Origin of the sequence: Streptomyces sp. JHA26 (assembly GCF_002005565.1) — a bacterium.
Lineage (GTDB): Bacteria > Actinomycetota > Actinomycetes > Streptomycetales > Streptomycetaceae > Streptomyces.
In genome coordinates this window covers 41,047-48,825 of sequence record NZ_BDJC01000053.1, presented here as the reverse complement: position 1 = coordinate 48,825, position 7,779 = coordinate 41,047, and the positions used below count along the sequence as shown (strand labels likewise).

The 7,779-nt window shown below is 74.4% G+C and carries 10 protein-coding genes; 6 read left to right on the top strand and 4 right to left on the bottom strand.

Features of this window, described 5'->3' with window-relative positions:
* Positions 1-12 precede the first annotated feature (12 nt).
* The 3 genes from JHAT_RS26615 to JHAT_RS26605 are packed head-to-tail and all read right to left on the bottom strand — an operon-like array spanning position 13 to position 2,263.
* Positions 13-870 (bottom strand): biotin-dependent carboxyltransferase family protein, encoded by an 858-nt coding sequence (locus JHAT_RS26615; RefSeq protein WP_077800805.1) that lies wholly within the window; start codon positions 868-870, stop codon positions 13-15.
* Positions 867-1,514: an allophanate hydrolase subunit 1 gene (locus JHAT_RS26610; protein ID WP_077800804.1), complete on the bottom strand. Its 648-nt coding sequence runs from the start codon at positions 1,512-1,514 to the stop codon at positions 867-869. Before JHAT_RS26610 ends, JHAT_RS26615 begins: the two co-directional genes overlap by 4 nt.
* Entirely contained in the window at positions 1,511-2,263 is a 753-nt protein-coding gene (locus JHAT_RS26605; protein ID WP_077800803.1) for a LamB/YcsF family protein, read from the bottom strand. The genes JHAT_RS26610 and JHAT_RS26605 overlap by 4 nt, the downstream gene beginning before the upstream one ends.
* A 220-nt stretch (positions 2,264-2,483) precedes the next feature.
* Here JHAT_RS26605 and JHAT_RS26600 point away from each other — a divergent pair, with 220 nt between their 5' ends.
* Genes JHAT_RS26600 through JHAT_RS26585 form a run of 4 tightly spaced genes read left to right on the top strand, consistent with a single transcriptional unit; the run spans position 2,484 to position 5,869 of the window.
* Positions 2,484-3,203, top strand: a complete 720-nt coding sequence (locus JHAT_RS26600) for a DUF969 domain-containing protein (RefSeq protein WP_077800802.1) — start codon at positions 2,484-2,486, stop codon at positions 3,201-3,203.
* Positions 3,200-4,174 carry a DUF979 domain-containing protein gene (locus JHAT_RS26595; RefSeq protein ID WP_077800801.1) on the top strand — a complete coding sequence of 325 codons (975 nt, stop codon included), beginning with the start codon at positions 3,200-3,202 and terminating at the stop codon, positions 4,172-4,174. Before JHAT_RS26600 ends, JHAT_RS26595 begins: the two co-directional genes overlap by 4 nt.
* 31 nt (positions 4,175-4,205) lie before the next feature.
* On the top strand, positions 4,206-4,856 hold the full coding sequence (pcp, locus tag JHAT_RS26590; protein ID WP_077800800.1) for a pyroglutamyl-peptidase I: 651 nt from the start codon (positions 4,206-4,208) through the stop codon (positions 4,854-4,856).
* On the top strand, positions 4,856-5,869 hold the full coding sequence (locus JHAT_RS26585; protein ID WP_077800799.1) for a DUF2891 domain-containing protein: 1,014 nt from the start codon (positions 4,856-4,858) through the stop codon (positions 5,867-5,869). Before pcp ends, JHAT_RS26585 begins: the two co-directional genes overlap by 1 nt.
* Positions 5,870-5,968: 99 nt before the next feature.
* Here JHAT_RS26585 and JHAT_RS26580 read toward each other — a convergent pair whose 3' ends face one another.
* Positions 5,969-6,634: a type III effector protein gene (locus JHAT_RS26580; protein WP_077800798.1), complete on the bottom strand. Its 666-nt coding sequence runs from the start codon at positions 6,632-6,634 to the stop codon at positions 5,969-5,971.
* 151 nt (positions 6,635-6,785) lie between these two features.
* Here JHAT_RS26580 and JHAT_RS26575 point away from each other — a divergent pair, with 151 nt between their 5' ends.
* The gene (locus JHAT_RS26575; RefSeq protein WP_077800797.1) at positions 6,786-7,223 is read left to right on the top strand and encodes an Hsp20/alpha crystallin family protein; all 438 of its coding nucleotides are present in this window, start codon (positions 6,786-6,788) and stop codon (positions 7,221-7,223) included.
* A gap of 100 nt (positions 7,224-7,323) precedes the next feature.
* Positions 7,324-7,746, top strand: coding sequence for a DUF2267 domain-containing protein (locus tag JHAT_RS26570; protein ID WP_077800796.1), 423 nt, complete (start codon positions 7,324-7,326; stop codon positions 7,744-7,746).
* The last annotated feature ends 33 nt before the right edge of the window (positions 7,747-7,779 follow it).

Here is a 7,779-nt window from a genome sequence, read left to right as displayed (position 1 = left end):
GCCCCGCGCGCGTCAGCCGGGCGTGAAGCGCACCGGTGTCCCGACCGCGGCCTGGGCCGCCGCCGCGAGGGCGGGTTCGGCGACGACGGCGATCACCGGATAGCCGCCGGTCGTCGGATGGTCGTGGAGGAACACCACGGGACGCCCGTCCGGCGGGACCTGGACCGCGCCGAGGACCATGCCCTCGCTGGGCAGTTCGGCCGTCGACGCCCGCTCGAGCGCCGGGCCCTCGGTGCGCAGGCCGATGCGGTTGCTGTGCGGGGAGACGCGGTACGTCGCCGAGGTGAAGGTGCGCAGCGCGGCCGGGGTGAACCAGTCGGCGCGGGGGCCGGGACGCACCGGGAGGACCAGTTCGGCGGGCGGCCCCGGCCAGGGGACGGCGACCGGCGGTGCCGTCCGCCCCGCGGGGGTGCCCAGCGCGAGGACGTGCCCGTCGCGCAGGGGCTCCGGGCCGAGTCCGGAGAGCAGGTCGGTGGAACGGCTGCCGAGGACCGGTTCCGCGGCGATGCCCCCGGCGAACGCCACGTACGAGCGCACGCCCGCGCTCACCGCCCCCACGTCGAGGACGGCACCCGCCGGCACCCGCACCGGCGCGCCCCAGGGCGCCGGACGCCCGTCCACCGTCACCGGGCAGGGTGCGCCGCCGACCACGACGGTGACGGCGCGGTCGGGCCGCACGGCGCACCCGGTCAGGGTGGTCTCCAGGACGGCGGCGTCGGGATCGTTGCCGAGCAGCCGGTTGGCGAGCCTCATGGCGGGCGCGTCCAGGGCGCCGGAGCGGGGGACGCCCAGGTGGGCGTGGCCGCGCCGGCCCGCGTCCTGCACCGTGGTCAGGGCACCGGCCCGCACGGTCGTGAGCCGGGCGTTCACGCCGCGCCCTCCGCCGCGACGAAACGCACCCGGGTGCCCGGGGCGAGCAGCGCCGCCCGGTCCCTCGCGGGGTCCCACAGGAGGCCCGGGTCCGGCATCGTGCCGATCAGCTGCCAGCCGCCGGGGGTGGAGCGGGGGTAGACCGCGCTGTAGGGGCCGGCGAGCGCGACCGCTCCGGCCGGGACCCGGGTCCGTGGCGTGGCCCGGCGGGGGACGTGCAGTTCCGGGGGCAGGCCGGTGAGATAGCCGAAGCCCGGCGCGAAACCGCAGAACGCGACACGGTACGTACGGCAGGAGTGGAGGGACGCCACCTCGTGCGGGGCGACTCCCCACAGGGCCGCCACGTCGGCGAGGTCGGGACCGTCGTAGCGCACGGCGATGTCCACGACGGTCCCGTCGTCCGCGGCGCCCGCCGGGACCTCCCAGCCGGCGAGCCGGCGGGCCAGCGCCTCGGGGTCCCGCACTCCGTCCAGGAGCACGGTCCGCGCCCCCGGCACGACCTCCTCCACCGGCGGCACGGTCCCCGCCGCGCGCCGTCGCAGCAGTTCGGCGTGGAAGGCCGCGGTCCGCTCGGCGTCGGGCAGTTCGACGAGGAGGGCGTGCCGCCCGGCGGGACGGGCCGTGAGCAGCGGGTTCCGGGTCATGCGAACGCCCCGACCCCGACCCCGGCCGCCTCCAGCGCCTCGCGCACCCGCACCGCGATGCCGGCCGCGCCCGGGGTGTCGCCGTGCACGCACAGGGAACGGGCGGCGACCGCGACGGTCGTCCCGTCCACCGCCTCGACCGCGCCGTCCACCGCGAACGCCAGCGCCCGCCGTACCACCGCGTCCCCGTCCGTCACCACGGAGTTCGCCTCGCGGCGCGGGACGAGCGTGCCCTCGGGGGTGTAGGCGCGGTCCGCGAAGGCCTCGGGCACACCGGTGAGACCGGCGTCCTCGGCGGCGGCGAGCAGGCGCGAGCCCGGCAGGCCGAGCACCGGCAGGGCACCGCCCGCCAGCCGCACGCCCTCCACCACGGCGCCGGCCTGCTCCGGGTCGTGGACGGTGCGGTTGTAGAGCGCGCCGTGCGGCTTCACGTAGGCCACCCGCGCCCCGGCGGCCTCGGCGAAGACCCGCAGCGCGCCGATCTGGTACGCCACCTCGGCCGCGAGCTCACCGGCGGGCACGTCCATGGTGCGCCGTCCGAAGCCGGCCAGGTCGCGGTAGGACACCTGGGCCCCGATGCGCACCCCGCGCTCGGCGGCGAGGTCGCAGACCCGCCGCATCACCGAGGGATCGCCGGCGTGGAAGCCGCAGGCGACGTTGGCACTGGTGACGACGGAGAGCAGGGCGTCGTCGTCGGTGAGGGTCCAGCGGCCGAAGCCTTCGCCGAGGTCTGCGTTGAGGTCGATCACGGTCCGAACGTAATGGATCGTTGAACGATTCCACAAGGGTTGGGCGAAGTGCGTGCCGACGGTCCGGATGTGAAACTCACCTCTTGTTAGATCGTTGAACGATCGTCTAGGGTCCGTGCATCTGCCACGTACCCGGAGCCGTGGTCCGAGGACCGCTGAAGCACCGACTCCCGAGCTCCGGGCCCGTGCCCCGCCCCCGATGCCTGAAGAAGGCCGCCGAATGATCGTTCTTCTCGGTGTGGTCGTGGTGATCCTCGGATTCGTCACGCGCCGCAACCCCGTCCTCGTGGTGGGTGTCGCCGGTATCGTCACCGGACTGCTCGGCAGGATGGATCCGCTGGAGGTCCTCGCGGCCTTCGGCCGGTCCTTCGCCGACAGCCGCTCGGTCACCGTCTACGCCATCGTGCTCCCGGTGATCGGCCTGCTGGAGCGCTACGGCCTGCGCGAACAGGCCCGCACCCTCATCGGCCGCCTGGGCAGGCTCAGCGCCGGCCGGTTCCTCACCGTCTACCTGCTGGTCCGGCAGGTCACCGCGGCCTTCGGCCTCAACAGCATCGGCGGCCCGGCACAGACCGTGCGGCCGCTCGTGGCGCCCATGGCCGAGGCCGCCGCCGAGCGCTCCACCGGAGCGAAGCTGCCCGACCGGCTGCGGGAGAAGGTGCGCTCCTACTCCGCGTCGGCCGACACCGTGGGCGTCTTCTTCGGCGAGGACTGCTTCATCGCGATCGGCTCCATCCTGCTGATCACCGGCTTCGTGAACTCCACGTACCACCAGGACATCGAGCCGACCCAGCTGGCCCTGTGGGCGATCCCGCTCGCCGTCTGCGCCTTCCTCGTCCACGGCGCCCGCCTGCTGCTCATGGACCGGCAGCTGGAGCGCGAGATGGCGCTCGCCGCGGCCGAGCACGACCTGCCGCTTCCCGAGGGGGCCGACAAGTGATCAAGGTCGAATGGCTGTACTGGCTGATAGGCCTCGTCTTCGTCGTCATGGCCGTGCAGATGGCCGGCGACCGCAGCAACCCCAAGCGGTGGACGTCCGCCGCCTTCTGGGGCCTGCTCGGGCTCACCTTCCCCTACGGCACCGGCGTCGCCAACGCCACCGCGGACAACGGGGACTGGACCCTGCCCGCCGAACCGCTCGGCGTCGCCGTCCTCGCCCTGATCGTGCTCGCCGGGTTCAACTTCCTCGGCAAGGGCGTCCCGGTCACCACCACCGGCGAACAGCGCGAGGCCTCCGCCGCCCGGCTCGGCAACAAGATCTTCGTCCCCGCCCTGACGATCCCGCTCGTCGCCATCGTCTGCGCCTCCGTGCTGGACGAGTCCGGCCTGTTCGAGACCGGCAAGGCCACGCTCCTCGGACTCGGCCTCGGCTGCATCGCCGCGCTGGTCGTCGGCATGCTGGTCACCGGCGAGAAGAAGCTCTCGGTCCCGGTCCACTCCGGCCGCTCCATGCTGGAGGCCATGGGCTCCGCGCTGCTGCTGCCCCAGCTCCTCGCCGTGCTCGGCTCGATCTTCGCCGCGGCGGGCGTGGGCGACCAGGTCGGCGAGCTCGTGGGCAAGGTCCTGCCGGACGACTCCACCTACCTCGCGGTGATCGCGTACTGCGTCGGCATGTTCCTGTTCACCGTCATCATGGGCAACGCCTTCGCCGCCTTCCCGGTGATGACCGCGGCGATCGGCTGGCCGGTGCTCATCCAGCAGATGCACGGCAACGAACCCGCCGTCCTCGCGATCGGCATGCTGGCCGGCTTCGCCGGCACGCTCTGCACGCCGATGGCCGCCAACTTCAACATCGTCCCGGCCACCCTGCTCGAACTGAAGGACCAGTACGGGCCGATCAAGGCCCAGCTGCCCACGGGGCTCGCGCTCCTCGTCTGCTGCACCGTGATCATGGCGGTCTTCGCCTTCTGAGCCGCCCGCCCCGTCACCGTAAGGAAGTACTGTGACCCGTGTCCTCATCACCGGCTTCGCCCCCTTCGGTGGCGAGCGCGTGAACCCGTCCTGGCAGGCGGCGTCCCTGGTGGCCGCCGACCCGCCCGCCGGGCTCTCGGTCACCGCCGCCGAACTGCCCTGCGTGTTCGGCGAGTCCCTCGACGCCCTGCGCGACGCCGTCCGCGCGACCGCGCCCGACCTGGTCCTCTGCCTGGGCCAGGCGGGCGGGCGCCCCGGCGTCACCGTCGAACGCGTCGGCATCAACGTCGACGACGCCCGCATCCCCGACAACCGGGGCCGGCAGCCCATCGACGAACCGGTGGTCCCGGGCGGCCCCGCCGCCTACTTCTCCACCCTCCCCGTCAAGGCCTGTGTCGCCGCGATGCGCGAGGCCGGAGTCCCGGCCGCCGCGTCCAACACCGCCGGCACCTTCGTCTGCAACCACGTGGCCTACGGCCTCGGTCACCTCATCGCCACACGGTTCCCGCACGTCCGGGGCGGATTCGTCCACGTCCCCTGGGCCCCGGAACAGGTCACCGACGGCCAGGCGCCGTCCCTGCCGCCCGCCACCGTCGCCCACGGCCTGCGCGCCCTGCTGGCCGCCGCCGCCCGCACACCGGCCGGACACGACCTGAACGTCACCGAGGGAGCCACCCACTGATGCCGCTCGACACCCACGCCGCCCCCTTCGCACGGCTCGCCCTCGCCAACATCACCCGGGAGTACCCCAACTTCCCGGCCCACCTGACCCTCTCCGCCGACGAGCGCGTCGAGCCCCGGTCGCTGCACCCGGCCTTCTACGGCGCCTACGACTGGCACTCCTCGGTGCACATGCACTGGCTGCTCGTCCGCCTGCTGCGCCGCCACGGCGGCACCCCCGCACTGCCGGACACCGGGCCGGTCGTCGACGCCCTCGACCGGCACCTCACCCCCGGCAACCTCGCCGCCGAGGCCGCCTACCTCCGCGACCACCCCTCCTTCGAGCGGCCCTACGGCTGGGCCTGGCTGCTCGCGCTCGCCGCCGAGTGCCGCGCCTGCGAGGGTCCCACGGGCTCCCGCTGGGCGGAGGCCCTGGCACCGGCCGTCGCCGTCGTCGACCGGCTGCTGGCCGACTGGCTGCCGAAGGCGACGTACCCCGTACGCCACGGCAACCACCCCAACAGCGCCTTCGCGCTGGGCCTCGCACTCGACTCGGGGGAGCTGTCGGCCGCGACCGACCGGGCCGTACGGGAACGCCTGCTGTCCTGGTTCGCCGACGACCACGACGCGCCCGCGCACTGGGAACCCTCGGGGCAGGACTTCCTGTCCCCGGCCCTGAGCGAGGCCGACGCGGTGCGCAGGGTCCTCCCGGCGGAGGAGTTCGCGCCGTGGCTCGACCGCTTCCTGCCCGCGCTGGGCACCGGCGCCCCCTGCCCGCTGCTGGACGTGCCGGTCGTCTCCGACCACGCCGACCCGCAGATCGGCCACCTGCTCGGCCTGACCCTCAGCAGGGCGGCCGCGCTGCGCTCCCTCGCGGACGCCCTGCCCGACGGGCCGGTCCGCAGCCGCCTGGACGCGGCGGCCGGGGCGCACCTCGCGGCGGGCCTGCCGGCCGTGGAACGCGGCGACTTCACCACCGACCACTGGCTGGCCACCTTCGCCGCACTGGCCCTGGACCCCCTCACCCGCCCCTAGACGGACAAGCCCGACGTCCGCTCCGGTCGCGGTCCTCCGGACTCGCCCCTCCGGCAGCCGCCGGGCCGGCCCCGCCCGCGTCACCGCACGCGCACGCCGTCATCCGTCGACGGGGGGAGGCGGTTCGCCGTCCCCCGTTCCGCGCAGACGGTCCGTGTGGCGGGTGAGGGTGTCGATGCGGGCGGCCAGCTCGGCGTGTTCGGCCGGCAGGTGCGCGCGGGCGCCGGCCAGTGGGGCGAGGAGGCCGGCGGCGTCGTCGTGGCCCAGGGCGCGTACGAGGGGGGCGCGGGCCTCGGCGGGGAGAGCGGCGAGGGCGGTGACCTGGCCGGCGAGTTGCCGCAGGTCCGCCGCGTTGCCGCGGGCCCAGGCGGTGACGGCGCGGTCGGCGGCGCGACGGTCGCGGGTGGCCTGTACGCGCTGCTCGCCGGTGGTGCCGGGGGCTCCGGGACGCAGGCGCAGATAGCGGCGTTCGGCGGCCTGCCGGCTGGCGACACCGAGGGGGTGGGCGAGGTCGGCCCAGCTGGCGCCCGCCTCGCGGGCGGTCTCGATCAGCCCCGTCTCCCATCCCGCGAGCTGGGTGCGCACCTCGCGCAGGAGCAGCAGTGCGGCCAGGGCCTGCTCGGAGCTGACCTCGGCGGCGGGCTGCTCGGCGGCGGGCCGGGGCGCCTGGGCGCTGTGGACGGCTTCCTCGATCGCCGCGAGCGCGGCCCGGGCGGCGGGGAAGGAGGCGGGCTGGGGAGGGGAGTGCTGGGGGTCTGCGGTCATGGTCACCTCCGCTCGGTCGTGTCACCCGGCCGTGCCACCGCTCGTGTCACCGGCTGGACGACGAACCCACTTGTCATCTTTCCGATGACATGCTACAAGAAATACAGGAAGCAGCGCATGAGCGGATCGCTCGGACTGGAGGTGTTTCCCGATGCTGATGCGCACCGATCCCTTCCGTGAGTTCGACCGGCTCACCCAGCAGCTGTTCGGCAACGCGTCCGGCACCTGGTCGCGTCCGACGGCGATGCCGATGGACGCCTACCGCGAGGGCGACGCGTACGTGATCGCCCTGGACCTGCCCGGCGTCGACCCGGACGCGATCGACATCGACGTCGAACGGAACATGCTGACGGTCAAGGCCGAACGCCGGCCCGTCACCAAGGGCGACGACGTCCAGATGGAGCTCTCGGAACGCCCCCTGGGTGTCTTCTCGCGGCAGGTGATGCTGGCGGACACCCTCGACACCGAGCACATCGGTGCCGACTACGAGGCGGGCGTCCTCACGCTGCGCATCCCGATCGCCGAGCGGGCCAAGCCCCGCAAGATCCCCATCGGCGGCGGCGCGGACCGCAAGGAGATCTCCGGCTGAGACGGAGACGGCGGCGACGAGGCGACGGAGGGCGGTGACCGTCCCCGACGGCACGCCCTCCGCCCCCGGGCACGCATCGTCCAGGGCAAGGAGGATCCCGATGGCCATGCACTGGGACGTGTTCCTCGACCAGGTACAGGAACGCGGCCGGTACGAGACCCGTGCGGAAGCGGACCGTGCCGCGCGCACCGTGCTGGCGCTCCTGGGCGCGCACCTGGTGGGCGAGGTGCGCACCGAACTGGCCGCCAGGCTTCCGGAGACGTTCGCCCTGATCCTGCTCAACCCGCTCCAGGCCGCCGAGCCGCTGTCCGCGGACCGGTTCGTGCGGGCCACCGCGGCGTGGATCGAGGGAGCCACCGAACGGACCGCGGCCTGGGACGTCGGCGCCGTGCTCAGCGTGGCCGCCGACGCGGCGGGCGAGGAGCTGACCCGCCGCGTGCTGCTGCAGCTCCCGCCCGGATACGACCTGCTCTTCGGCCGGCCGCAGGACACCACGATCGGTCTCCCCCCGGGCACCCGGTGACGGACCCCCGCGGACCCCCGTCCGGGTCCGAGG

Excerpts from the sequence above, each read along its gene's own strand:
- JHAT_RS26580 (WP_077800798.1), bottom strand. The coding sequence starts at position 6,634 with ATGACCGCAGACCCCCAGCACTCCCCTCCCCAGCCCGCCTCCTTCCCC.
- JHAT_RS26585 (WP_077800799.1), top strand. The coding sequence starts at position 4,856 with ATGCCGCTCGACACCCACGCCGCCCCCTTCGCACGGCTCGCCCTCGCC.
- JHAT_RS26575 (WP_077800797.1), top strand. The coding sequence starts at position 6,786 with ATGCTGATGCGCACCGATCCCTTCCGTGAGTTCGACCGGCTCACCCAG.
- JHAT_RS26570 (WP_077800796.1), top strand. The coding sequence starts at position 7,324 with ATGGCCATGCACTGGGACGTGTTCCTCGACCAGGTACAGGAACGCGGC.
- JHAT_RS26600 (WP_077800802.1), top strand. The coding sequence starts at position 2,484 with ATGATCGTTCTTCTCGGTGTGGTCGTGGTGATCCTCGGATTCGTCACG.
- JHAT_RS26610 (WP_077800804.1), bottom strand. The coding sequence starts at position 1,514 with ATGACCCGGAACCCGCTGCTCACGGCCCGTCCCGCCGGGCGGCACGCC.